Source organism: Micromonospora sp. NPDC005710, assembly GCF_040630995.1.
Lineage (GTDB): Bacteria > Actinomycetota > Actinomycetes > Mycobacteriales > Micromonosporaceae > Micromonospora.
The window spans coordinates 217,782-243,052 of record NZ_JBEXYP010000009.1; the positions used below are offsets into that span (position 1 = coordinate 217,782).

Annotated in this window: 17 protein-coding genes; 3 read left to right on the top strand and 14 right to left on the bottom strand. The window is 69.8% G+C overall.

Annotation, left to right across the window (positions count from 1 at the left end):
* Positions 1–7 precede the first annotated feature (7 nt).
* From ABZ406_RS15380 to ABZ406_RS15430, 11 genes are all read right to left on the bottom strand, one after another.
* On the bottom strand, positions 8–1,261 hold the full coding sequence (locus tag ABZ406_RS15380; RefSeq protein WP_357761074.1) for a hypothetical protein: 1,254 nt from the start codon (positions 1,259–1,261) through the stop codon (positions 8–10).
* Positions 1,242–2,351 (bottom strand): fatty acid desaturase, encoded by a 1,110-nt coding sequence (locus ABZ406_RS15385; RefSeq protein WP_357761193.1) that lies wholly within the window; start codon positions 2,349–2,351, stop codon positions 1,242–1,244. Before ABZ406_RS15385 ends, ABZ406_RS15380 begins: the two co-directional genes overlap by 20 nt.
* Positions 2,352–2,771: 420 nt before the next feature.
* The gene (locus ABZ406_RS15390; RefSeq protein ID WP_357761196.1) at positions 2,772–4,079 is read right to left on the bottom strand and encodes an endo-1,4-beta-xylanase; all 1,308 of its coding nucleotides are present in this window, start codon (positions 4,077–4,079) and stop codon (positions 2,772–2,774) included.
* Between the two features lie 108 nt (positions 4,080–4,187).
* The gene (locus tag ABZ406_RS15395) at positions 4,188–5,513 is read right to left on the bottom strand and encodes a PHB depolymerase family esterase (protein WP_357761076.1); all 1,326 of its coding nucleotides are present in this window, start codon (positions 5,511–5,513) and stop codon (positions 4,188–4,190) included.
* 297 nt (positions 5,514–5,810) lie between these two features.
* Complete coding sequence (locus tag ABZ406_RS15400; protein ID WP_357761079.1) at positions 5,811–7,949, bottom strand: alpha-glucuronidase; 2,139 nt, start codon at positions 7,947–7,949, stop codon at positions 5,811–5,813.
* Complete coding sequence (locus ABZ406_RS15405) at positions 7,946–9,982, bottom strand: beta-galactosidase (RefSeq protein WP_357761082.1); 2,037 nt, start codon at positions 9,980–9,982, stop codon at positions 7,946–7,948. Before ABZ406_RS15405 ends, ABZ406_RS15400 begins: the two co-directional genes overlap by 4 nt.
* Positions 9,979–10,668: a DUF624 domain-containing protein gene (locus ABZ406_RS15410; RefSeq protein WP_357761085.1), complete on the bottom strand. Its 690-nt coding sequence runs from the start codon at positions 10,666–10,668 to the stop codon at positions 9,979–9,981. The genes ABZ406_RS15405 and ABZ406_RS15410 overlap by 4 nt, the downstream gene beginning before the upstream one ends.
* A 69-nt stretch (positions 10,669–10,737) precedes the next feature.
* On the bottom strand, positions 10,738–12,375 hold the full coding sequence (locus tag ABZ406_RS15415; protein ID WP_357761088.1) for an extracellular solute-binding protein: 1,638 nt from the start codon (positions 12,373–12,375) through the stop codon (positions 10,738–10,740).
* 45 nt (positions 12,376–12,420) lie between these two features.
* A complete protein-coding gene (locus tag ABZ406_RS15420) occupies positions 12,421–13,329 on the bottom strand; it encodes a carbohydrate ABC transporter permease (RefSeq protein WP_357761091.1) in 909 nt (302 codons plus the stop codon).
* Entirely contained in the window at positions 13,326–14,315 is a 990-nt protein-coding gene (locus ABZ406_RS15425; protein WP_357761094.1) for an ABC transporter permease subunit, read from the bottom strand. The genes ABZ406_RS15420 and ABZ406_RS15425 overlap by 4 nt, the downstream gene beginning before the upstream one ends.
* A gap of 10 nt (positions 14,316–14,325) precedes the next feature.
* Positions 14,326–16,689, bottom strand: a complete 2,364-nt coding sequence (locus ABZ406_RS15430) for a glycoside hydrolase family 3 N-terminal domain-containing protein (RefSeq protein WP_357761097.1) — start codon at positions 16,687–16,689, stop codon at positions 14,326–14,328.
* 319 nt (positions 16,690–17,008) lie between these two features.
* Here ABZ406_RS15430 and ABZ406_RS15435 point away from each other — a divergent pair, with 319 nt between their 5' ends.
* The 3 genes from ABZ406_RS15435 (at position 17,009) to ABZ406_RS15445 (ending at position 20,502) form a co-directional block, all read left to right on the top strand.
* Positions 17,009–18,046, top strand: a complete 1,038-nt coding sequence (locus tag ABZ406_RS15435; RefSeq protein WP_357761099.1) for a LacI family DNA-binding transcriptional regulator — start codon at positions 17,009–17,011, stop codon at positions 18,044–18,046.
* 19 nt (positions 18,047–18,065) lie between these two features.
* Positions 18,066–19,064 (top strand): acetylxylan esterase, encoded by a 999-nt coding sequence (locus ABZ406_RS15440; RefSeq protein WP_357761102.1) that lies wholly within the window; start codon positions 18,066–18,068, stop codon positions 19,062–19,064.
* A 397-nt stretch (positions 19,065–19,461) separates the two neighbouring features.
* Positions 19,462–20,502, top strand: coding sequence for a cellulose binding domain-containing protein (locus ABZ406_RS15445; protein ID WP_357761198.1), 1,041 nt, complete (start codon positions 19,462–19,464; stop codon positions 20,500–20,502).
* Between the two features lie 260 nt (positions 20,503–20,762).
* Here ABZ406_RS15445 and ABZ406_RS15450 read toward each other — a convergent pair whose 3' ends face one another.
* From ABZ406_RS15450 to ABZ406_RS15460, 3 genes are read right to left on the bottom strand one after another with little or no spacing between them, the layout of a single operon-like run.
* Entirely contained in the window at positions 20,763–21,227 is a 465-nt protein-coding gene (locus ABZ406_RS15450) for a MaoC family dehydratase (protein ID WP_357761105.1), read from the bottom strand.
* 20 nt (positions 21,228–21,247) lie between these two features.
* Complete coding sequence (locus tag ABZ406_RS15455; RefSeq protein ID WP_357761107.1) at positions 21,248–22,396, bottom strand: acyl-CoA dehydrogenase family protein; 1,149 nt, start codon at positions 22,394–22,396, stop codon at positions 21,248–21,250.
* A gap of 46 nt (positions 22,397–22,442) precedes the next feature.
* Positions 22,443–25,265, bottom strand: a complete 2,823-nt coding sequence (locus tag ABZ406_RS15460; protein ID WP_357761111.1) for an AAA family ATPase — start codon at positions 25,263–25,265, stop codon at positions 22,443–22,445.
* Positions 25,266–25,271: the final 6 nt, after the last annotated feature.

Below are 25,271 nucleotides of genomic sequence, written 5' to 3' on the forward strand. Positions count from 1 at the left end.
CGCAGGATCACGATGATGTGAAGTATTTGACGACTTGGATCACAATTGCGGACAGCGGACCCAGGATCGAGAGCGCCGCGGCAACCAGCCACCGTTGCCGTATGGGCGTGGCAGGTATCTTCGAGATATGTTCCAGCTTCTGATAGGAAACGAGCAGCGCCAGCAGTCCCTCCGTGTCGCTCCTCGTGCTCAACGCGGCGATATCCTCGGCGACACTCTCGGTCTGTGCCTGCTTGTCGCGTCGAACCTGTCGCCGGAAATTGCCGTTGACAGCCGAAAAGACATAGAGAACGATCCCGATGAAGATCGCCAGGATGGCGGCAGTGGCGATGGTTCCCATGGCGGGCTCGAGAAAGAACGACAGCGCCCACGCGCTGAGCATCGTACATAGTGCGCCAGCCTGCATGTTGGTGATCAGTTGGCGCAGTCGCAGCCAACCGAAGAACCCGTCGGGATTCACCATGTTGGCGCGAAACTGGTAGTCGTTCTTGAGCCGTTTCAGGAAGGCGACATACGTGAGGCCCACCACCGCCTCGATATACACCATGTAGATGCCGATGGCCCCGAAGACGACCCACAGAATTCCACCAGCCCGCAACGGGCTCAGGCTGGCCCACCAGTTTTCGTAGAGACCTGGGACAAGAAACGAGAAAAGCTCGGACTGCAGGCCCAGGTTCGTCAGGGTGGTGAAACCCAATGCCAGTATGAGCGCGATCGGCGACAACTTGCCCCAGCGCTGCAGCCGTTGGTTCACGGCATTGACCGCGCCCGTGAGAGCGCGCCTGCCGGCCTCGTTGTACTTGATGCAGCCGCTTGCTTCCATGTCCGAGTGCAGACGAGATGCGCCCTGATAGAGCGCGTAGACGAGCAACACCGAAGCCACGATCGTGAACGTGAGGACGATCGATGGATAGTCGCGTAGGTAGGGCATCCCGTTGTACGGATTGTCGGACTCTGCCCTGATCACGAAGTTCCAGACATCCACCCAGAACGGGTCGGCGGTCTTCGCCTGCAGGAAGAGGCCCGAGGCCCCGGCCGCCCAGATCACGGTCAGCGCGGCGACGACTCCGACGATTGCCGCTGCCCAACCCTGACTGACCTTCCCGGCGTGCAGGCGCCCCAGGAAGAGCGGATCCACCGCGAACGGCTCCAGATCGGGAATTCGTTCTGGCGTTGCTTCCTCGACAGCGTGTTCGCCTTCGGCGGGCGTCCGCGGTGAAATTATCTTGTTCATCCCGCGCTTAGTCGAATCGTGGGACATATTCCTCACTCCCGAGAGTGGCCAGCGGCGTCGAGACCGAAGGGCGTTCCGGCCGCGAAAGGGCATGGATGAGCGACGCGTGCGAACGGATTGCGGCCAGCATGCCCTTGTGGGTTGGGACCTCAAGCCCCACATCGTTCAACTCGGCGCGTAATCGCCGGGTCGCGGATGGCAGTTCCAGGAAACTCAGGCTGGGTGCGAGGTGATGGACGACGTGGAAGTTGACTCCCCCGCAGAGCCACCACCAGAGACCTCTGCGGGTGCCCACGTCGCTGGTCCGGACAAGCTGGTTACACAGCGGCCATCGCCCCGACCAGGAGTTGTCGTCGACCACCGACAGCCTGGTGTTGTGCTGCACCTGCGTGATCAGGGACACCAGCGTGCCCGCCACCAGGTGGAAGGTCACGAACAGGCTGATCGCGGACCCGAACGACCGCACAAGGAACACCGGCGCCCAGACGACGATCGTCGGACAGTACTTGTCCACCAGGAACTGCCAGCCCGCTGTCGTCGCCCGCGATCCGTAGCGCTGTGCGTATCGCCGGTTGAGCCAGGGTTCCGTCGGCTTCAACATGTTGAGCGTGGCGAAAGGCAGCAAGAACCACATGTGAATGTGTTGACTCGAGTGCAGCACTCGCCACTTCTGCTCGGGCGTCACCCGACCGAAGGACCCGAATTGGATGTCCGGGTCAAGCTCGGGATCTCCCGGATACCGGTGATGAAGGCGTACGTGCTTGTAGACCCACCAGGTGGGACTGAATCCGACCGGGCTCGATCCCAGGCGCTGCAGTACGACCGCGACGAGGCGCGGGGTGCACGTGCTGCGGTGGACCGAGTCATGGAACCAGGACCCGAGCAGCGAAACCGTGGCAAGCGCGAACAATGTCACCGCGAGCAGGTTGTACGGGAATGGCAGGACCAAGCATCCCGCGTATCCGACGATCTGCGGCAACACGCGCGAACAAGCGTCAAGGAGCATGCGTCGGCGTGCCGGGCGTTGCCGGCGAGCCAATTCGCCGGCCCGAAACTTTCTCAGACGCGCCTCAAGGAAGTCCAGTGTTCCCGTGTGCTGCGTCCCGCCGACGCGCATCGACTCCACCACCACAGTCTGCGCCGCCCCCCACTGCGACTCCGGCCGCCTGAGCGCTGGAGTCCGAGTGCCCCTAGTATTGATGTTGACGGCTGCGGGGTGATTTGGATCGCGGAGTTTCTTGCCCCAACCGTCACTAAAGACAGCCATGATCGGGGAGGGGTTGCTCCCGGTCGATTCGGCATCGTACCGGGACTACACCGGATGCGGCTGCACCCGAACAGCGTTCCTTAAGGCGAATACCGCGAGTGTCGTTGATCCGACTCTTACCACGTGTCGCAGGAAAGACACCGTCAGGTGGTATCCAATGCTGCGGGCCTTTCCGCCGGGGATGCCGCCGACTGACCAACACCGTCGGCCGGTGCCGAACCGGCCGGTGCAGAGGCTCTCGAGCACGCCTCCACACCGGCCGGTCAGGGCTCAGCGGGCCGAGCAGGTGGGGCTGAGGCTGCCGGCGGTGCCGTTGGCCTGGAAGCCGTACTCGGTGGACTGTCCGGCACCGACCTGGCCGTTGTACGCCACGTTCGTCCAGTTCGTCGTGCCCGTGTTACCGCTGCGGTTGGCGTTCCACGCGTTGGTGACCGTCGCGCCGGACGGCAGACCGATCGTGACGGTCCAACCGCTGATGGCGGACGAGCCGGCCGTCACCTTCACCGTGGCCACGAAGCCACCCGTCCACTGGTTGAGTGACACCGTCGCCGTGCAGCCGCCAGCACCCGGAGGCGGAGTCGTGGGCGGGTCGGTCGGCGGGTCGGTCGGCGGGTCGGTCGGCGGGTCGGTGGGCGTGGTGCCGTTGTTCAACGCGGCGAGCACCGCGTCGTACGCGGGCTTCTTCGAGCCGTTGCTGTTGAACAGCAACGGGGTCTGCGAGGACCGCCACGAGTCGCTGTCCCGGATGCCCCAGACGGTGATGCCGTTGCAGCGGGCCACTGCCAGGCAGTCCTCGACGACGCTGCGGTAGGTGTTGGCCGACGCGCCCTGGATGTCCAGTTCGGTGATCTGGACGTCCACGCCGAGCGCCGCGAAGCTCGACAGGGTGGTGCGGTAGTTGCTCACGTACGGGGAGTCGTTGTTGAAGTGCGACTGGAAGCCGACGCAGTCGATCGGCACGCCCCGAGCCTTGAAGTCGCGCACCATGTTGTAGACGCCCTGGGTCTTGGCGTGCGTCCAGTTGTCGGTGTTGTAGTCGTTGTAGCAGAGCTTCGCGCCCGGATCCGCTGCCCGCGCCGCCCGGAACGCCGCCTCGATCCAGTCGTTGCCGGTGCGCTGGAGGTTGGAGTCGCGACGACCTCCGGAGCTGCCGTCGGCGAACGCCTCGTTCACCACGTCCCAGGCCACCACCTGACCGCGGAAGTGGGTGGCCACCTGCGTCACGTGGTTGAGCATCGCCTGCCGCAGCGCGCTGCCGCTCATGCTCTCCATCCAGCCCGGCTGCTGCGAGTGCCAGGCCAGCGTGTGACCCCGCACGCTCATCCCGCGGCTGCGTGCGTGGTTGACGATCTGGTCCGCCGCGCCGTAGCTGAACTGACCCTGCTGCGGCTCGGTGGCGTTCATCTTCATTTCGTTCTCGGCCGTCACCATGTTGAACTCACGGTTCAAGATCGTGGTGTACGCGCTGTCGGAGAGCTTGAACCCGGCCACCGCCGTACCGAAGTAGCGGCCCTTCTCGGCGGCGGACGCGCCGAGCGTCGTCCCGGCGGCGGCCGGCGCCGTCAGGAACAGCGCCATGCCGGCGACGAGGGCGCCCGCGCCGGTCAGCGCGATGGCGGCTCTCGATGCCGCCTTCCATCTCGTGTTTCTCATCGGGTGACTCCTTCTCAGGTGATGGGGGGTGGATCAGGACACCGAACAGGCGGCACCGTTGAGGGCGAACGACGTGGGCTTGCCGGTGCCTCCCTCGTGCGTGGCCTGGAAGCCGATCTCGACCGTCGCGTTCGGGGCGATCGTGGTGTTGTAGGAGACGTTGCGGGCGGTCACCGCGCCGCTCGCCGGGGCGTACTGGGCGTTCCAGCCGCTGGTGATGCGCTGCCCGGTGGGCAGCGTGAAGGTCAGCGCCCAGCCGTTCACGGCGGTGGCACCGGTGTTGGTGATGGCCACGCTCGCGGTGAGACCGCTGTTCCAGGCGTTGACCGTGTAACCGACCCGGCAGGCGCCCTCGGTCGGCGGTGGGGTGGTCGGGGGTGGGGTGGTCGGGGGTGGCGTCGTCGGCGGCGGAGTGGTCGGCGGTGGGGTCGTCGGCGGCGCGGTGCCGTCCAGCCCGAAGAAGCGGATCACCTGCGCGGCGTCGACGGGCACGTTGTGCGTGACACCCTGCATGCTGATCGCCTCGACCGGCGCCATCGGGCCGCTGCTGCCGTACCGGGTGCGGGTGTAGCCGGACTGCGGGGAGTCGGTGTACGTCGGCGTCTGGCTCAGCCCGTGCACGTTCGTCCACTGCTTGACCTGCTCGCCGAAGTTCGGGTAGCGAAGCGTGTCGTCGTTGGTGCCGTGCCAGATCTGCATCCGGGGTCGCTGGCCGGTGTAACCGGGGTACGCCTCCCGGACCAGGTCACCCCACTGTTGCGCGGTCCGGATGAGTTGCCCGTTGGCGCACTGGCTGTTCCACTCCGAGGTACCGCCGGTGGCGAAGCAGGCGAACGGCACCCCGGCGAACGACGCTCCGGCCGCGAACACGTCCGGGTAGACGCCCAGCATGACGTTCGTCATCATCGCGCCGGACGAGGTGCCGGTGGCGAAGATCCGCGCGGGGTCGGCGGAGTAGCGCTGCCGCACGTAGTCGACCATCGACATGAGCCCGACCGGGTCGCTGCCGCCGCCACGGCGTAACGCCTGCGGCGAGTAGACGTCCCAGCACTTGCTGCTGCGGGTGGCCGACGGGTAGATCACGATGAACCCGTACCGGTCCGCGAGGGAGGCGTACTGGGTGCCCGAGTGGAACGCGGGGCCCGTCCCGGTGCAGTAGTGCATGGCCAGGAGGATCGCCGGTCGGGCCGCCACCCGGTCCGGGACGTACAGGTGCATCTGCAGGTTGGTGGGGTTGGTGCCGAAGTTGGTCACCTGCGTGAGCGTCGCCGCCGACGCGGGGGTGGCGAACGTCAGCGCGGCGGCGGCAAGCGTCACGGCAGCCATGACGACGCCAAGCATTCTGGTCTTCAGTGTCATCGTCGCGATCCCTTACGAAGAAGGCGCGTGGAAGGGGACTCAAGTCGAGGACTGCCCTTCGCCCGACCTTGACCGCGGCTCGCGTGACCATGCCAGCTTCGATCGATCGCACTCGATTGTCAAGGTTTCCGGAAACCTTCCGGCGCAACGATTTCGGTGGTCACCTGCGGCGCGATTGGTATCGGCGAACGTCATCAGCGGCGATGGGCCGTGAGAAATTATCGGGAGGTTTTCGGACCCCGCCAGCGCGGTGCGAGGGGCGACCCGACCGGACGGCCGGGTCGCTCTCGCCCCGGTTCAGTGGATGTCCCGTCCTCGCTCGTCCGGCACCCCGGAGGCGCGGAAGAAGTACGTGTTGATCTGGTCGCGCCACTCGGTGGCGCAGCGCACCTGCTCGTCGAGACGTTCGGCGACGCGCTCGTACACGCTCGGGTCGATCATGCCGGTCAACGCCTGCCACCTCCGACGCATCGCGGTCACCTCCTCGACCCCCGCGAAGTGGGTGTCGTAGATGTGCTGGATGACCGTCGAACCGCTGCGCAGCACATGCCCGTAGGGCACGTGGTGGAAGAACAGCAGCAGCTCGTCGGGGCAGCTCTCGGGTGACTCGTACACCTGCGCCCAGTACGGCGGATACTGCCCGGCGAAGCCGGTGCCCGACGCGCGGCTGCGGTCCACGCCCACGCCGTCGCGGTCGGCGAAGTGGTAGGTGCCCCACCTGGTGTACTCGTACCCGTCGACGTTGGGGCCGTAGTGGTCGCCGGGGTTGACCATGAAACCGACGCCCAGCGGGGCGGTGTAGCGCTCATAGGTACGCCACGAGTCGTCCATGATCTCGTGCAGGGTCCGCCGCACCAGCTCGGCGTCCGCGGTCGCCGACGGCGGGAAGGTCAGCGTGATCCACTCGTCGAGGATCGCCGTCGGGTCGCGCCGAGGGTCCCAGGCCAGCCGGCCGAACGTGTACAGGTTGGCCTGCGCCAACGGATGCCCGGTCCAGAAGACGTCGTCGCCGACGTTGGCGACGGCGACCAACCCGCCGCCGGCTGCCGCCTCCCCCGTGACCACGTCGGCGATCGTCCGGCCACCCGGCCCCCACGGGGCGAAGCGCAGCACCTCACTCCACCACGGGCCCAGGTGGCAGACGTGCCGCTGTTGGCCCGTGTACTCCTGGGTGACCTGCAACTCGACAGCCAGCCGGGTCGCCGGCATCGCGGCGAGCACCGGTGAGACCGGCTCGCGCGTCTGGAAGTCCACCGGGCCGAACTTCACCTGGACGACGACGTTGGTGCGGAACCGCCCGTCGAGCGGGACGAAGTGGTCGTACGCGGCCCGAGCCCGGTCGGTGGACCGGTCGCGCCAGTCCTGCTGATGGTTGTAGACGAACGCCCGCCAGTGCACCACTCCCCCGTGCGGGGCGAGCGCCTCGGCCAGCAGGTTCGCCCCGTCGGCGTGGTCGCGGCCGTACGTGAACGGGCCGGGTTGGCCCTCCGAGTCGGCCTTCACCAGGTAGCCGCCGAAGTCCGGGATGCGGTCGTACACCCGCCGGGTGGTCGCGGCCCACCAGGCCCGCACGGTCTCGTCGCGGGGGTCGGCGGTCGGCAGGCCACCGAGGACCACCGGCGCCGCGAAGCTGACCGCCAGGTGCACCCGGATGCCGTACGGACGCAGCGCGTCAGCGATCTCGGCCACGTCGCCGAGCCGTTCGGTGAGCAGCAGTGCCTCCGTCCGGGCCACGTTGACGTTGTTCACCGAGATCGCGTTGACCCCGCAGGAGGCGAGCAGCCGCCCGTACTCCCGTACCCGGGCCAGGTCGCCGCGCGGACGGCCGTCGCGCCAGAAGATCGAGCCGCCCGCGTACCCCCGTTCGACCTGGCCCATCACCGGGTGCACTGCCACGTTGTCCCAGTGGTTCAGCATGCGTCGGCGCAGCGCCGGGCGGTGCCGCTCCGGCGGGCGGGCCGGATCGAAGGCCGCCGCGCAGAGCCGGACCACGTGGAAGAGCCCATACAGCAGGCCGGCGGGTGCGTCGGCCAGCACCGCTGTCACGTCACCGGCCCGCGCCAACACGAAACCCTCGTCACCGAGTGACCCGCCGTCGCCCAGCTCGGCGAGGGCCGCCTCGCCGGCGGCGCGCGCCGCCTCCACCGACGGGTTCGGCAGTTCGGCGGCGTCGCGCAGGGCGAGCACCAGGTCGACGTCGACGTCCCAGGACGGGGAGTGCCACATCCGCCCGCCGTAGCGCGCGCAGGCGCGCGAGACCTCGTCGAGGACCGTGTCGACGAGAAGCCCTTCGCCGTGCAGGAGGATGCGGCGCGCGCCAAGTGAGCGGAACGCCTCCGGGGGCAGCCAGGCCGGGTGGACGCGTGGCCCGTCACCACGCATCGGCTCCTCGACGAACATCAACTGCTCCAACTCCACCGACTCTTCGGCGTTCATCTGTCCTCCTCCTCCAGCACGACAACCCCGTACGCCGGCAGCCGCAGGGCGGCGCCGGCCGCCGTACGGTCGCCGGTGAGCAGGTCGACGCCGCCGATCCGGGCGGTCACCTCGACCGGCTCGGCGCGGTGGTTGAGCAGAAACAGCAGCCGTGATCCGTCCGCCGCGACCCGGACGGCGGATTCCAGGTCAGGTACGTCCGGGTACGGCCCGAGCAGGTCGTGCCGGGCGAGGACCTGCCGCACCACCCAGGACACGCCGGCCTGGTCCAGGCCCGCTGCCACGTACCAGCCGTCGCCGTCGCCCAAGGGGTTGCGTGTCACCGCCGGGGTGCCCGCGTAGAAGTCGGCCTGGTAGGTGCCGACGACCTGGGCGCCCTGCGGGATCACCAGCTCGAACAGCAGTTGGGCGTCGACGTCGACCTGATCCGGCCCGTGGCCGAGGCGGACCGGGTTGACCACCTCCGGGCCGCGGGCGTCCCACTCGTCGACCCGGACACCCGTCAGCTGCCCGAGCGGGCCGGGCACGTCCATCAGGAATGCCTGGTTGTTCTCGTCCACCCGCCCGGACAGGTAGGTGGTCAACACCGATCCGCCGCGCGCCGCCACCGCCTCCAGCCGCTGCGGCAGGTCGCCCTTGAGCAGGTGCAGGGCCGGGGCCACGACCACGTCGTAGCGGGACAGGTCGGCGGTCACCGCGACGACGTCCACATCAACACCGGCGTCCCAGAGCGCCCGGTGGTAGGCGAGCACGACCTGCTGGTAGCGGACCAGCCGGGACGGGCCGTCGGACAGCTCCAACGCCCACCAGCTGTCCCAGTCGAACAGCAGCGCCACCCGGGCCGGCGTCCGCGCGCCGAGCGACGCCGGGCCGAGCCGTTCCAGTTCGGCGCCCAGCTCGGCGACCTCCCGGAACACCCGGGTGTCCGAGCGACCGGCATGGCCGATGACCGCTCCGTGGTATTTCTCGCTGGCCCCACGGGAGGCGCGAAGCTGGAAGAAGAGCACCGCGTCGGCCCCGTGTGCCACTGCCTGCCAGCTCCACAGCCGCATCAGACCGGGGCGCTTCAACGGGTTCACGTCGCGGCACGCGGTGAAGCTGGGGGTCTGTTCCATCAGCCAGAACGGCTGGCCGTCCTTGAGCCCGCGCATCAGGTCGTGGGTGAACGCCATCCGGGCCGCCGACCCGTCGTCGGGCGGGTAGTTGTCCCAGGAGACGAAGTCCAGGTGAGGGGCCCAGCGGTGGTAGTCGATCGGCCGGTACATGCCCATCAAGTTCGTGGTCACCGGCAGCGTCGGGCTGGATTCCCGGATGGCGGCCTTCTCGTCGCGGAAGTTGGTGAGCATCGCGTCGGAGGTGAACCGCAGGTAGTCCAGTGTGATGCCGGGGAACGCGGTGTGGTCCGGTCCGCGCCAGTGCTCGGTCAGCGCCGACGGTGGCTCGATCTCGTCCCAGTTCGTGAAGGTGTGCGACCAGCAGGTGGTGTACCAGGCCTGGTTCAGCTCGTCGAGGGTGCCGTAGCGGTGGCGCAGCCAGTCCCGGAAGCCGGCCGCGCAGAGCGCGCAGTAGCAGGCGCCGCCGTACTCGTTGCCGACGTGCCAGGCGAGCACCGCCGGGGTGTCGGCGTAGCGGCGGGCGACCCGGCGGGCCAGCTCCGTGGAGAGCCGGCGGAAGACCGGCGAGCTGGGGCAGGAGTTGTGTCGCTGCCCGAACCGGTGCTTGCGGCCCTCGAAGTCGGTGCGGGTCACCTCGGGGTACGCCTTCGCCAACCACGGCGGGTGTGCTCCGGTGCCGGTGGCCAGGCAGATCCCGCGTCCCTCGGCGCTGGCCCGCTCGACGATCCTGTCGAGCAGCGCGAAGTCGTAGGTGTGCTCGGCGGGCTGGGTGAGCGCCCAGTCGAACACGCCGAGGGTGACCAGATCGATGCGTGCGCTGTCGAAGAGGCGGTAGTCCTGCTTCCACACGTCCTCGGGCCACTGTTCCGGGTTGTAGTCGCCCCCGAAGGGCACCTTGGCGCTGACGGGCAGGCTCATCTGGTGAACTCCTTCCGGATCAGGTGGATCATCGGGTCGCCGATGCGCAGGTACGCCAGCACCGCGATCGACGCGAGCAGCATCAGCACCGCCTCGGAGAAGACCGCGGTGATCCCGGCCGCCGCGGCCAGCAGCAGGGCGTTGCCGACGGAGACGCCCGGGGTACGCACAAGGAAGTGCGCGGCCAGCCGGAGGACGTCGCGGGTGCGGAAGTCGAACAGCGAGGTGATCACCAGGGCGTTCGCCGCGCCGAGCGTCACGAACACGGCGATCAGCACCAGTGGCACCGCCCACCAGCCGGGTAGGCCGACCGCACCCCGGTACGCGAGGTTCACGGCGAGCACTGTCAGCCACAGCAGAGTCGGCACCCAGATGCGCAGCACCCCGGTCGCATTGGCCCGGTAGCCACGCCAGAACAGGGCCGCCGGGTGCAGGTCGGTCAGGTCGGTCCGCTGGTGGCGCAGGGCGTACAGGGCGGCGGAGAGGGCCGGGCCCACCGGTACCAGGAGGAGCGCGGCCAGCGGAAGATTGCTGGGGTCGCGTCCCAGCACCAGCAGCGGGAGCAGGGCTGGCACTGTGGTGAGCAGCAGGAGCATCTCGACCACGAGCAGGATGTAGACGCGAGAGGTGATCCGCGACAGTGGTCCGTCGCCGAACTGTCGCCAGGTCTGGGCCGCGCCACTCACTGTCGCTCCCTGTGCTCGGGGACGGGTCCGGTCGGGCGGCGACAGGCCACCCGACCGGACCTCCGCTGATCAGCCGTTGTTCTTCTGGAACCGCTCGTACGCCTTGTTGACCAGGTCGATGTACTGGTCGGAGTTCTTGGCCTTCAGCTCGGCCACGTACGCGTCCCACTCGCTGAGCGGACGCTGCCCCAGGGCGAACTTCAGGGTGTTCTGGGTGACGAAGTCCTTCAGCGGGGTTTCCCAGAGCGACACCTGCTCGCGTTCCTCGTCGGTCAACGGGGCCGGTGGAGGCACCACCCTCGGGGTACGCGCGTCCATCACCTTCTGGAACTCCAGTTCCTCCGGCGAGAAGAACCCACGGACCAGGTCGGGGGTGCCGCCGTAGGCGAAGACGCCGTTGTGGAAGCCGTAGTCCTTCTGCAGGTGCTTGGGCGCCTTCGGGTGGAGGCCGAGGAAGTCGATGCCGGGGTCGAGAGCGCGCTTGCCGGCGGCGTCCTTGGTGAAGGTGGTGCCCTCGACGCCCCAGCGGGCGAACTCCAGGCCGGTGTCCGAATACCACAACCAGTCGATGAACTGCATCATGGCGACGAAGTTCTTGCTCTCCCGGGCCTTCGTGGAGATCATGATGCCGTTCTCCAGCCGGGGGAACGGGTTGATCTCACCGGCCGGGCCGATCGGCAGCGGGATCTTGGCCATCTTCGCGTTCGGCAGGGTCTTGGCCAGGTCGGGGCGGTGGTTGTTGACGAGCGTTTGCGCGTTGCCGGTGACCACGAAGGACTTGCCGTTGGCGAGCTTCTGGCGGGCCTGGTCGTCGGTCTGGGTGAAGCTCTCCGGGTCGAGCAGGCCCTCGGCGACGAGCTTGTGCAGGTACGTGACCATCTGCTTGTACTGCTCGGACGAGCCGGTGTAACTGAACTTCTTCGCCGTCGGGTCCCAGGTGGCGTGCTGGTAGTCCCAGCCGGCCTGGGTGCCGTGGGCGGAGCCGAGGATGTTCAACAGGGCGCCGGTCGGGTTCGGCTTGCTGAACAGGTCGGAGTACGGGTAGACGTTCGGGTACTTCGCCTTCATCGCCTTGAGCACGGCGTACAGGTCGTCCCAGGTCTTCGGGGTCGGCAGGTTGAGTTCCTGCATGATGTCGGTGCGCACCAGCACCGTGTAGTCCTGCGTGGGCTTCTCGTGCAGGCCCGGCAGCAGGTAGAACTTACCGTCGGACTGCCGCAGGTTGTCGATCTCCGGCTTGAGGTTCCACTTGGCGATCTTGTCCTTGAGGTTGGGCATCAGGTCCAGGTAGTCGCTCACCGGGAGGATCGCCCCGGAGGACACGAACGCGTTCTCCTGCGGGTGGTACGTCTTCGGGATGATCAGCGGCGCGTCGCCGGCGCCGATCAGCAGGCTGCGCTTCTGCTCGTAGTCGCTCAGCGGTACGGCGATCGGCTCGATCGTGACGTTGGTCCGCTTGGTGAGCTCGGACCAGAACAGCCAGTCCTCCTTGAGCGGATAGAACGTGTGGTTGTTGTAGAGGGTGGAGAAGGAGAGCGCCTCGGTGGCCTTGAACTGGTCGCCGACGCCGTAGGTGGCCATCGCGCCGACCCGGTTCTCGGACAGGTCGGTCGACTCGCCGGGGTCCTCGGAACAGGCGGTGGCAAGGGAGAGCGCAAGCAGACCCGCTGTGGCAAGGGCCACGCGGCGCCACGTCCTGTGGAGCATGGCTCGTCCTTTCGGTGGTGGGGATTCGAAGGGGATTCGGTGCCATCACCCCTTGACCGCGCCGAGCATCACGCCGCGGACGAAGTACCGCTGGACGAAGGGGTAGATCGCCAGGATCGGCAGGGTGGTGAGCACGATCGTCACGGCCTGGAGGGTGGCTGCGGCCTGGACCTTGTCGGCGTCGGCCGCGGCCGACTCGGCGCTCGTAGCGCCGGCGATGAGGTTGCGGAGGTAGACGGTGACCGGCAGCAGATCCTGCCGGTCCAGGTAGAGGAACGCGGTGAACCACGAGTTCCAGAAGGAGACGGCGTAGAAGAGCACCATCGTCGCGATGATCGCCTTCGACAGCGGGAGCACGATCCGGCGCAGGATGCCGTACGTGTTCAGCCCGTCGACCGCCGCGGCCTCCTCCAGGTCGCTCGGCAGGCTCTCGAAGAACGCCTTCATCACCAGCAGGTTGAACACGCTGATGGCGTTGGGGATCACCACGGCCCAGATGGTGTTCTTCATGCCCAGGCTGGTGACCAGCACGTAGTTGGGGATCAGGCCACCGGAGAAGAACATGGTGAACAGTGCGACCCCGATGAGCACGCCGCGCCCCTTGAGCTGCGGCTTCGACAGCACGTAGGCGTAGCAGGTGGTCAGCACGATGGAGATGAGCGTGGCGACCACCGTGTACACCACTGTGTTGCGGTAGTTCGTCCAGAACATCGCGTCCGACATCAGCAGCTTGTAGGCGGTCAGGTCGAACCCGCGCGGCACTACCGTCACCTCGCCGGCGATGATGTACGCCTCTTCGCTGAGCGAGCGGGCCACGATGGTGAGGAACGGGTACAGCGTCACGACCACCACGCCGAGCAGGACGATCGTGTTGACCACCCGGAAGATCCGGTAACCGCGGCTGTCGTCCGGCCCGCGCGTCTTCGGGGCGTCGATCTTCGTACCGAGGGTCACCACAGGCTCGTCCCCACAGTGCGACGGGAGATGACGTTCGCCGACAGGACGAGGATCAGCCCGATCACCGCCTCGAAGAGACCGATGGCTGCCGCGTAGCTGAAGTTGCTCGACTGGAAGCCCATCCGGAACAGATAGGTGGACACCACGTCGGCGGTCGGGTACGTCAACGGGTTGTAGAGCAGCAGGATCTTCTCGAACCCGACCGCCAGGAAGCTGCCGATGTTGAGGATCAGCAGGGTCACCATCGTCGGGCGGATGCCGGGCAACGTCACGTGCCAGGTCTGCCGCAACCGGCCGGCGCCGTCGATCCGGGCGGCCTCGTACAGGTCCTCGTCGATAGTGGTGAGTGCGGCCAGGTAGAGGATCGTGCCCCACCCGACGGTCTGCCAGACCTCCGAGGAGACGTAGATGGTGCGGAACCACTCCGGTTTCTGCAGGAACGCCACCGGTTCGCCACCGAACAGGCTGACGAGTTGGTTGGCAGTGCCCTCGATCGAGGTCAACTGCATGACCATCGCCGCCACGATCACGATCGACAGGAAGTGCGGCAGGTAGGACACGGACTGGACGAATCGCTTGAAGCGGCGGGCCCGAACCTCGTTGAGCAGCAGTGCCAGCACGATCGGCAGCGGGAAACAGAACAGCAGGGTCAGCGTTCCGAGCACCAGGGTGTTGGTGAACACCTCCCAGAACGTCGGGTCGCTGAGGAACATCCGGAAGTAGCGCAGCCCGACCCAGTACTCACCGAAGATGCTGCCGCCCGGCTTGAACCGGCGGAAGGCGATGATGTTGCCGATCATCGGCAGGTACCGGAAGACCAGGAAGAACAGCAGCGGCAGGACGGCGAGGGAATAGAGCTGCCAGTCCCGGCGCAGTGCCTGCCGCCAACCGCGGCGGCGTCGAGGCGCGCGCGGGACGGGGCTCTGCGCCTGCTGCGGAGAACCCGGCAACGCCGGCGGTGGTGGCCGCAGGGTGGATGTCATCCGTGGCCTCCTATGCCGACTGTGAAACGGCCACGAGGGGCTCGACCCGCACCGACGTGACCAACTCCCGCTCGTCGCCGACCTGGCGCTCGGTGCCGACGAGCCGCAGCGGTAGGACGGCCGCCACGTCGCCGCTCGATCGGCCGAAGCGCAACTCGACGTCGCCGGGCTCGACGATCCGCCGGCCGGTCAGCCCGGTGAACGAGGCCACGTCGGCCGGTACGCCGAACGTCACCTGCGCCACCTCGCCGGGCCCCATCGGCAGCCGGGTGTAGCCGATCAGCCGCACCACCGGACGGGTGGTCTGCGCGACCGGGTCGTGCAGGTAGAGCTGCACGACCTCGACGCCGGCCCGTGCACCGGTGTTGGCGACGGTGATCCGTACCCGCACCTCGCCGTCGACCGGCCAGGCGGCCGGATCGTCGCGCGGCTCGACCACCGTCGCGTCGGACCACTCGAAGGTGGTGTAGCTCAGCCCGTGGCCGAACGGGTACGTCGGGGTCGGGTCGACCGAGGAGACCTTGTTGCGCCGACCGAGTGGCGGCGCGAGGTAGGTGCTCGGCAACCCTCCGGCATCCCGGGGAACGCTCACCGGCAACCGCCCCGAGGGGTTCACCGCGCCGGTGAGCACCTCGGCGAGTGCCTGCCCACCGAGCTGACCGAGGAAGAACGCCTGCACCACGGCCGCCGCTTCGTCGAACTCCGGGCCGAGCGCGTAGGGGCGACCGGTCATCAATACCAGGACCACCGGGGTGCCGGTGGCGAGGACGGCGCGGACGAGGTCGGCCTGCACGCCGGGCAGCCGCAGGTCGACGGCGTCGCAGCCCTCACCGGAGGTGCCCCGGCCGAACATTCCCGCCCGGTCGCCGACGGCCAGCACACACACGTCGGCGGCGGCGGCCGCGGCGACAGCGGCCGGGATACCGGAGGTGTCCTCGCCGGTCACGGTGCACCCTGGCTCGTGGCTGAGCAGTGGGACGCGTCGGGCCAACTCGTCGCGCAGTGTGGGGATGTCCAGGCCGAGCCCGAAGTCGCTGTGGTTGACGCCCACGTGGTTCGGGAACGAATAGCAGCCGAGCATTGCCATCGGGTCGTCGCCGAGCGGACCGACAAGGGCGACCCGGCTTCCCCCGGGCAGCGGGAGCACGCCCGTGTTGCGGAGCAGGACGACGGACTCCCGGGCCAGGCGTACGGCGATGTCCTGGCTGGCCTCGTCGTCGAAGTGCAGGGACGCCACGTCGGCGGGCAACTCCTGCCAGCCCTCGTCGAGCAGACCGAGCTCGATCTTCTGGATGAGCACCCGACGCACCGCGCGGTCGATCAGCGCCTCGTCGACCTCGCCTCGGCGAGCCGCCTCGACCAGCGGTGCGCCGAAGGCGTCCACTGTGGGCAGCTCGACGTCGATTCCGGCCCGCAGGGCGAGCCGGGCCGCGTCGACGGCGTCCCCGGCGACCCCGTGCAGGGTCTGGAGGAACCGTACGGCGAAGTAGTCGGCGACCACGGTGCCGGTGAAGCCCCACTCGTCGCGCAACAGCCCGGTCAGCAGCCCTCTGTCGGCAGCGACGGGCAGGCCGTCGATCTCGGCGTAGGAGTTCATCACCGAGCGGGCGCCGCCGAGTCGCAGCGCCATCTCGAACGGCGGCAGGATGACGTCGGCCAGTTCGCGGCGGCCCATCGGCACCGGCGCGAGGTTACGTCCGCCGCGGGAGGCCGAGTAGCCGGCGAAGTGCTTGAGGGTGGCCACCACCCCGGCCCGTTCCAGGCCCCGCACGTACGCGGCACCTGTCGTCCCGACCAGGTAGGGATCCTCGCCGATCGTTTCCTCGGTGCGGCCCCAGCGGTAGTCCCTCGTGACGTCCAGCACCGGGGCGAGGCCCTGGTGCACACCTGCGGCGCGCATCGACCGCCCGATCCGGTCGGCCATCGCCTCGACGAGTTCCGGGTCGAAGGACGCGCCCCAGCTGAGCGGGGTCGGATAGACGGTGGCCCGCCACGCCGCGAACCCGGTGAGGCACTCCTCGTGCACCTGCGCGGGAATGCCGAACCGACTGGCGGCCACGATCTGCGCCTGTGAGGCCGCCAGGGACCGGGCGCCGGACACCGGGTCGACCGGGGCGGTGCCGAACGGGCGGGTCAGCTGACCCAACCCGTACCGGATGACGGTGCTCCACTCCGGCAATTCGCTGATCATGTCCGACTGGTGCGGGGCGACGCCCTCGCCGCTGGCCTCGGCGCCGACCCAGACCCCGACGAGTTGGGCGATCTTCTCCTCGATGGACATCTTCGGCAGGAGCGCCTCGGCCCGATCGGTCGGCGACAGCCGCTGATCACGCCACGGCGCGACGCCGCCGTCCTCGAGCGACTGATCCGTCATCCCCCGACCCCTCAGCTCCGGCCACGTCTCGGCGCCCTGGTGGGACCCGTTCCATGGCGGTCGTTTCTCACGATCCGAAACTTTCCGGAAACCTGCGTAACCTTTTCGGCAACCTAAGTGCCCCATCGATGGCTGTCAAGAGTCTCAATCGGACTACCAGGGGGTGTTTACTGCATTCGGTGACTCCTCGATCGGCGCTCAGTCGCCGCCGAGGCGCGCGATCACCCGCCAATAGCGCGCCCGGCAGTCAGACCGACTGGCGTGAATGTCTCATCGTGTTAAGGTCGCCCGAAACTTTCGGATGTTGTATGAGGCTGCGATGACAGAGCACCGCCCGCTCGACCCACCCGCCTCCACCACCATCGCGACCATCGCCAACGATGTCGGCGTATCGGTCGCGACGGTGTCCAAGGTCCTCAACGGACGCGGTGATGTCGCCCCGGACACCAGGGCCCGGGTGGAGGCGAGCCTCGACCGCCACCAGTACCAGCGCCGCGCCCGGCGACAGGCGACCAGCGGCGGCCGGGTGGACCTCGTGTTCCACGAGTTCGACACGGGCTGGGCGATGGAGATCCTGCGGGGGGTCGAGGCGGTGACCTCAGCGGCCGGCATCGGGCTGTCGATCGCTCAGCTCGACGGCGCGCACCGCCCGCCGGCTCGGTGGCTGGAGGCGTTGCTCGCCGACCGCCCCCTGGGGGTGGTGTTCGTCCTCTCCCACCTGGCCGAGGCCCAACAGCAGCACCTGCGGCGGCAGGGCATACCGTTCGTCGTCGTCGACACCGACAGCGCGACCTCGGCCTCCGTGCCCACCGTCGGGTCAAACAACTGGAACGGCGGCCTGCTCGCCGCCCGGCATCTGCTGGAGCTGGGGCACCGACGGATCGCCATCGTCTCCGGGCCACCCGACGTGCTGTGCAGCCGCGCCCGCGCGGCCGGCTTCCAGTCGGCCCACGACGAGGCCGGGATAGCTGTCGACCGTGAGCTGATCCGCTACGGCAGCTTCTCCGCCAGCGCCGGGCACGCCCACGGGCTCCAACTGCTCCAGCGGCCGGAGCGCCCGACGGCGATCTTCGCCGGGTCGGACATCCAGGCCATGGGGGTGCTCCGGGCCGCCCGTCAGTGCGGCCTGCGCGTGCCCGAGGACCTCTCCGTGATCGGTTACGACAACCTGCCGGTCTCCGCCTGGACCGACCCGGCACTCACCACTATCAACCAGCCGTTACGCGACATGGCCGGCATCGCCACCCAGATGTTGCTCGACCTGACCAGGGGAAACCCGCCGGCGACCAGCCGGATCGACCTGGTGACCGAGCTGGTCGTCAGGGAGAGCACCGCACCACCCGCCCATCCGCACTGACCCGGCCCTGCGAGGACCCGTGCCCCACTCCGCCCCCAGCGTCGACGACCTCCAGCGGTACGCGCCAGAGGTCGTCGAGCCCGACGACTTCGACGAGTTCTGGCGGGACACACTCGCCGGGTCGGCCGCCGCGCCGGTGCTCGTCGACGTCCGGCCCGAGCCCACCGACCTGCTGCTGCTCGACTCCTGGGACGTCACGTTCGCCGGCTTCGGCGGTGACCCGGTGCGCGCCTGGTACACCCGCCCGGCCGGCGTGCGGGAGCCGCTGCCGGCGGTGGTCGAGTACGCCGGCTACGGGCGCGGGCGCGGCCTGCCCCACGAACGGCTGACCTGGCCGACGGCCGGGTACGCGCACCTGCTGATGGACAACCGTGGTCAGGCGGGGCAGCACGGCGTCGGCGACACCCCCGACCCGTACGGCGCGCCCGGAGGGCCCTGGCCCGCCACCTGGGGGATCCTCGATCCGCGGAACTACCACTACCGCCGCCTCATCACCGACGCGGTGCGGGCGGTGGAGGCGCTCCGCGCACTGCCGGGTGTCGCGGCCGACCGGGTCAGCGTGGTCGGCAACAGCCAGGGCGGCGGCCTCGCCCTGGCGGTGGCGGGTCTCGTCGGCGATCTCAGCGCGGTGCTGACCACCGCACCATTCCTCTGCGACATGCGCCGGGCAGTCGCGCTCACCGACCTCGCGCCGTACGGCGAGATCGCCCGGTACCTGGCCGTGAACCGGGAGGCCGAGGAGGCGGTGTGGCGAACCCTGTCCTATGTCGACGGGGTCAGCTTCGCGCGGCGGGCGACGGCACCCGCGCAGTTCGGGGTCGGCCGGCGCGACACGGTCTGCCCGCCGCGAACCGCCTTCGCCGCCTACAACCACTACGGTGCCGCGAACGGGAGGCCGGTCCCACCCGAGCGGGAGATGCACGTGTACCCGTTCAACGGTCACGAGGGCGGCGAGGCCGTCCACGTCCGACGTCAACTGCGGTGGCTGCGCGCGGTGCTCGCGGCAACCCGGGGCTGAGCGCTGCACCCGCAGGCATTGGCGTCGGCTGATGCGTTGCTGGTGTTAGCGATAACACGCTATGGTGCGTTCGGCGAGGTGCAGGGCACACCTTCGCCACGGCTCATCGGCCCGCCGCGGCCGACCCTCGATGACAAGTGCCACCCGCAGCGCCACGACCACCAGTGAAGACGTCCGGGTTTCTGGTCGTTGCGCGCAGCCCACCTCCGCGTACCGCGCGATGGCGACAACCGTGTCCTTTCGATGCTCGCTGTCGTCGTGCACCCACCACCAGAGGATTCCCATGAGCGGTTCAACACTCGAACGTCCCGTCCCCCACCCACCTGCCGCCGGCGTGACGACGTCGCGGCCCCGCCGGGCCCGCCGGTGGTGGACGGCGCTGGCCGCCGTCGCCGCCATGGTCGCCGCCGTACCGATCGCGACCACTCCCGCGAGCGCCGAGTCCAACGGCGGGGTACGCGTCATGCCGCTCGGCGACTCGATCACCGACGGATTCAACGTTCCCGGCGGCTACCGGATCGAGTTGTGGCAGCGGTTCACGTCCGGTGGTTATCGGATCGACTTCGTCGGTTCCCAGTTCAACGGCCCCGCCAGCCTCGGGGACCACGACCACCAGGGACACTCCGGATGGACGATCGCCCAGATCGACGCCAACGTGGTCAACTGGTTGCGGGCCACGAACCCGCGGACCGTGCTGCTGCACATCGGCACCAACGACATGTACGGCGACACGTCCGGGGCCCCGTCCCGGCTGGCCACGCTCGTCGACCGGATCACCAACACCGCCCCGAACGCGGACGTGTTCGTCGCGACGATCATCCCGAAGTCCGGTGCGGACAACCAGGTTCGCGGCTACAACAACGCGATCCCGCAGATCGTGCAGAGCAGGGCCGCCGCCGGCAAACGCGTACACCTGGTCGACATGTACCGCGCCCTGACGCTCAGCGACCTGGCCGACGGGGTGCACCCGAACGCCACGGGTTACCGCAAGATGGCCGACGCCTGGTTCGCGGCACTGCGCACGGTGCCCGGCAGCATCGGGGGCGACACGCCTCCGACCACTCCCCCTCCGACCACTCCCCCGCCCACGACTCCCCCGCCGACCACGCCCCCGCCGTCCGGTGACTGCCGTGTCACGTACACCGTGAACGCCTGGAACAGCGGTCTGACCGCGTCGGTCTCGGTGACCAACACGAGCAGCGCGCCGGTCAACGGGTGGGCCCTGGCGTTCACGCTGCCGGCAGGGCAGAGCATCACCAGCGGGTGGAACGCCACCTACTCCCCGTCGAGCGGGGCGGTGACCGCCCGCAACGTCTCCTACAACGCGACGATCGCGCCGAACACCTCTGTCGACATCGGCTTCCAGGCCACCCACACGGGTGGCACCGGCCGACCGTCCGCGTTCACCCTCAACGGCACCGCCTGCACCGTCGCCTGACGCCACCGGTCCCGGTGCGGGACGATCGGCGGCCGGGGCGGAACCGGATGGTCAGCGCCCGCCATCGCCGACCCTTGGCGGGCGCTCACCATCCGCAGGCCGGCACCGTTGTGCACGTCGCGGCACCCCGTGGGAACACGAGGCGCCGTCCGTCGATCATCGGCTTCGGTGGATGTGGAGTATGTCAGCGGTGGCGATCGACGGGCAAGAATTCCCTGATGTCGCACGAGACCTCGACCGGTCCTCGACGAGCGGGGCGGTCACTGCTCCGCGGCGCGGTAGAGCCGGCTCACGGTCTCGGCCACGCAGACCGGCTTGTCGCCGCTGTCGCTCTCCACGGTGGCCGTCACCACCAGTTGCACACCGCCGGTCACCGGCGACACGTCGGCGATGATGGCGGTGGCGCGGACGGCCGTGCCGACCCGCAGCGGTGCGGGGAACCGCACCCGGTTCAGCCCGTAGTTGACCCCCATCGCCACTCCCTCGACCCGGTAGAGCCCGCCCGCCAACGCGGGCAACAGCGACAGGGTGAGGTACCCGTGCGCGATCGTCCCGCCGAACGGCCCCGCCGCCGCGCGGACCGGGTCGAGGTGGATCCACTGGTGGTCGTCGGTGGCGTCGGCGAAGAGGTCGACGCGGCTCTGCTCGACGCGCTGCCACGGACCGGGCCCGAGGCTCTCACCGGTGGCGGCGGCCAACTCCTCGAACGAGGTGAACACTCTCATGCCAGGTCTCCCTACAGCTGCTAGAAGGCGTTGACGCCGGTGAGCGCGCGCCCGATGAGAAGTTGCTGAATCTGACTGGTGCCCTCGTAGAGGGTGGCCACCCGCGCGTCACGTAGATACTTGCCGACCGGGTACTCGTCGATGTAGCCGTACCCACCGAACACCTGGACCGCGTTGTTGGCCGCGCGGACGGCGGCCTCGCTGGCGAAGAGCTTGGCCATCGACGCCTCGGTGGCGAACGGCTGGTCGCTGTCGATCAGGTCGGCCACCTGCCACACCAGCAGCCGGGCGGCGGCGGTGTCCACGGCGATGGCGGCGAGCAGTTGTTGGACGAGCTGATGCCCGGCGATCGGCTTTCCGAACTGCGTGCGCTGTCCGGCGTATCCGACCGCCGCGTCGAGGCAGCCCTGGGCGATGCCGACGCAACCGGCCGCCACCGACATCCGCCCCTTGGCGAGGGTGGCCAGGGCCAGCCGGAACCCGGCACCCTCGGCGCCGAGGCGTGCCGTGTCGGGCACGCGTACCTCGTCGAAGCCCAGCTCGCCGGTAGCCTGGCCACGCAGGCCGAGCTTGCCGTGGATCTCCCGCCGGGTCAGCCCCGGGCTGTCGGTGGGCACCAGGAACGCGCTGATCCCTCGGTGCCCCGGGCCCCCGGTGCGGGCGAAGACCAGCGCGACGTCGGCGGTGGTGCCGTTGGTGATGAACATCTTCGTACCGGTGAGCAGCCAGTCGGCACCGTCACGGACCGCACGGGTCCGCAGCGCGGCCGCGTCCGAGCCGCTGTCCGGTTCGGTCAGCGCGAAGCAGCCGAGCGCGCTGCCGGCGCAGAGCCTCGGCAGCCACTCGGCCCGCTGTTCCGGACTGCCGTACGCGGCGATCGACTTGGCGACCAGGCCGAGGGAGACCGAGACGATGCCGCGCACCGCCGAGTCGCCCCGGCCCAGCTCTTCGAGGACCAGGCAGTACGCGAGGTGGTCGCCGCCGGAACCGCCGTCGGTCTCGGCGATGGTCAGCCCCAGGAAGCCGAGGTCACCAAGCATGCCGACGATGGCGGGGTCGACCGATTCGCGACGATCCCAGGCGGCCGCGTGGGGCAGCAGCTCACGGTCGGCGAACTCGGCGGCCAGCTGGCGGACCGCCGCCTGCTCGGCGGAGAGGGTGAGGTCCATGCCGATCAAACTAGCGGTGATAGTTTAACGCGTCCAGACCGGACGGTCACCTGTCGGACGCCAGGCCGGCATGCCGTTCTGCGGTGAAGGCGCGGGCCAACTCGGTCCGTGACCGGATGCCCAGCCGGTGGAACACGTTGCGCAGGTGGTGGTCGACCGTACGGGTGGAGAGGAACAACCGGGCGGCGACCTCCCGGTTGGTGGCGCCCTCGGCGACCAGCTCCGCGATCCGCAGTTGCTGCCCGGTCAGCAGCCGCGCCGCCGGCAGGTCCGGCGGACCTATCGACTCCCCGGCCGCCCGCAGCTCCGTGGTGGCCTGCTCGGCCCAGCGCTCCACCCCGAGCAGGCTGAACATCTCGCGGGCCTGGTGCAGGTGCGTGCGCGCGTCGCGAGGACGCCGACTGCGGCGCAACTCCTGACCGAAGAGCAGTTCGGTGCGGGCCCGCTCGAACGTGCCGGCCTCGGTCGGGTGCAGGCGCAGCGCCGCCTGGAAAGCCTGTTCCGCCTCGGCACCACCACGGGTGGCGAGCAGCGCGTGGCACCGCGCGGAGAGGGCCCGACGCAGCGGGCTGGCCGTGCTGCTGGCCCACCTGTCGAACGCGGCGAGCGCTGTCGTCGCCGCCGGTCGGTGTGCCAGGTGCGCCGCCGCCTCCACCAGGTACGGGGTCGCCATCACCTGCACGAGGACCTGACCTCGACCCGTGCCGATCCGGGCCAGCGACGCCAGCCGGTCCGCGGCCTCGGCGTGCCGGCCGTCGACCAGGTCGAGCACCGCCAGTGCCCACGCGGCGAACGCGTGCGGGCGGCTGCCCGGCGTCGGCGACTCGCCGATCTCGCGGATCCACCGCAGGCTGGTGTCCCGGTCCGCCCGGATCGCGGCGAGGACGGCGAGCATGCCCAGATGGACGTTGGCGCAGTTGACCTGGCCGGTGGCCCGGGCGACGCGCAGCCCGTCGCGGGAGGTCTCCGCCGCCGCCTCGTGTCGACCCAGCCAGTACTCGGCGACCGCCCGCAGCTCCAACGCCCGCGAGAGCATGGACAACTCGCCGCGTTCCCGGGCCAGCTCGACGGCACGCTCGGCGAGCCGGTGGGCCGCGCCGTCCACGGCCACCAGCAGCCCGGCCGCCGCGCCGCAGCTGAGCGCGGTGGGAGTCAACGCCCAACCGGTGAGCCGACCGGCGAGCACCACGGCGCGGCGCAGCTCCGGCCCGGCTCGTTCGTGGTCACCCCGCAGGGTCGCCGCCACCCCGGCGACCAGACAGCCCATGACCTCCAGGGCCGGCGGGTCGTCCGGGCGCCGCAACGTCAGGGCCCGGCGGCCTACCTCGGCGTACCGGTGCTGGTCGCCGGTGAAGCAGACCGCCTCGCCGGCCCGCACCAGCCCGGCCAACGCCAGGGCGCGGTCCGTGCCCTGCACCGCCCCGGCGGATGCCAACAGCGTGCCCGGCGCGCTGGACGCGGCGCCGCAGCGCAGCTCCACCTCACCGCGGAGCAGGTCGGCGCGCCCTCGGACGACCGGGTCGGCGCAGACCGCGCGGAGGCGGTCGAGCAGCAGCCGCGCCGCGTCGGGTTGCCCGCCGGCCCAGGCGTACCGGGCGGCGGTCAGCAGGCGGGCGGCGGTCAGCCTCGGTTGGTCGCTCAACTCGGCGGCCCACCGTAGTGCCACCGAGGCGGCGGCCCAGCCGTCGGATCCGCCGACCGCCGCCTGTTCCAGCTCGGCGGCGAGGGCCGGATCGGCACCCGCCGTGGCGGCGGCGAGGTGCATCGCCCGGCGGAGCCGCTGGCCGTCGGCGACAAGTACCGCGGCGAGCAGTCGATGCGCGGCGCGGCGCTCCGCGAGCGGCGCACTCGCCGCGATCATCGTGCGGACCAGTGGCTGCGGGAAGGTGACGCCGTGTTGCTCGACCCGGACCAGGCCGGCGACCTCCGCCGGGGCGAGGGTGTCGACCTCGGCGCCGGCGGCCGCCGCGGCCCGGATCAGGGTGCCCGGCTCGCCGTCCTCGTCGAGGGCGGCGAGCAGCAGCACCCGGCGGGTCTCCGGCGGCAGCCGGTCCAACCGGGCGCGGTACGCGCGACCCAGCGCCCCGTCCGCCGGTGGCGCGGCGGGCAGCGACTCCTCCCCCCGCCACTGCCCGGCGGTCAGCACCTCGGAGAGGTCGACCAGCGCCTGCGGGTTGCCGCCACCGATCCTGGCCAGCGCGGTCAGCGCCGACGCGGCGGGCCGGTCCGGAAGCCGCTCGGCCCCCTCGCGCTCGACGAGCTGACCGAGCCGGTCAATGAGCAGGGCTGTGCTGTCGCGCTCGGTCAACGCGCGCAGGCGGTGTGCCGGTATCCCGTCGAGGTCGGCGGTGACGTCCGCGGTGAGCAGGACGGCGAGGGGCAGGTGCCGCAGTCGGCGGGCCACGAACGCCAGCACCTGCGCGGTCTGCGGATCACCTCTGTCGATGTCGTCCATGGTGGCGAGCAACGGCCGGTCCCGGGCGGCGGCGGCGAGCAGCCCGAGCACCGCCATCGACAGGGTCAGCTGCCGGTCGGCCGGGCAGCTCTCCCCGGCCAGCGCGCGCCGCAGCAGGTGGCGCTGCTCGGCGGGCAGGGCGGCGGCCCGGTCGAGCACCGGGTCGACCAGACGTTGCAGGCCGGCGTACGGCAGGGCGGCTTCCGCGGCGAGCCCGCTGCCGGTGAGCACTGTGCAACCCTCGGCGTGCCGGTGAGCGTGTGCGACGAGCGCCGTCCGGCCCGATCCGGGCTCTCCGCGCAACAGCAGGGCACCGCCGGCGTTGGTCATGCCGTCGAGCAGGCTCCGGACAGCCCGGCACTCGTCGTCCCGGCCACGCAGCACGGTTAGTTGCACTCTTGATGCAGTAACCATGCCTGC